Origin of the sequence: Halostella litorea (assembly GCF_004785955.1) — an archaeon.
Lineage (GTDB): Archaea > Halobacteriota > Halobacteria > Halobacteriales > Natronoarchaeaceae > Halostella > Halostella litorea.
Genome location: NZ_SJER01000014.1, coordinates 1 through 747, shown reverse-complemented (window position 1 = coordinate 747; position 747 = coordinate 1). Strand labels below are relative to the sequence as shown.

Below are 747 nucleotides of genomic sequence, written 5' to 3'. Positions count from 1 at the left end.
AGGCACTGTCTAGTTCTGGAGTTTCTCGATCGGCGTTTTTCCATCGAGAGCTTGGTGGGGTCTGTGGCGGTTGTAGTAATGCATGAACTGTTCAAGCCACTCTCGGACGCTGGAGCGACTGCCCACCCATGAGTCATGGAAGCGGTCGATCCGCATTTTGAGCGTGTGAAACCATTTTTCGATGAGGTTTCGGTCGGTATAGTTGACCCGACCGCTCAACCCTAATCGAGCAAGGGCAGTCCGATAGCCGAATTGATCGACCAGAAACTCAGCCTCCGAGAGATCATGTTTCTCTTGGAGTTTCTGCAGAAACGCAGCCGCTGGATCAGTGCCATGCCGACCAAATAACGCGACATCGAGAATCAATTTTGTGTCGATGTCTATTGCAGCATACAGCCAAGACCACTCACCGTTAATCTTGACAGCAGTCTCGTCAACGGCGACCCGCGTGGGCTGCGCCTCAGGCGGGTCGCAGCCGCTGTCAGATAGCCGATGCACCCAGTTCCAAACCGCTCCATGCGAGCGTTGCACGCCTAATTCCGCTAAGATCGTTGTTGTTTCTCGAATTGAACAACCGGTCTGATGGAGGCGGACGGCGAACGCCCTGACGGGCGTCGCCGTCCGCTCATTCTCCCAAGTTTCTTCTAAATCCGGTTCATAGCTCTCGCTGAGCAGGTCTGCGAGCATCTTGACCAACTAACTCAACGGCCTGCTCACTTCTCAAACTAACTCAACTAGACAGTGCCT

Annotated in this window: 1 protein-coding gene; it reads right to left on the bottom strand. The window is 53.9% G+C overall.

Translation table 11 applies throughout. The annotated features are described in order from the left end of the window. Positions 1-9: 9 nt before the first annotated feature. Positions 10-687 carry an IS6 family transposase gene (locus EYW40_RS19455; RefSeq protein WP_135823225.1) on the bottom strand — a complete coding sequence of 226 codons (678 nt, stop codon included), beginning with the start codon at positions 685-687 and terminating at the stop codon, positions 10-12. Positions 688-747: the final 60 nt, after the last annotated feature.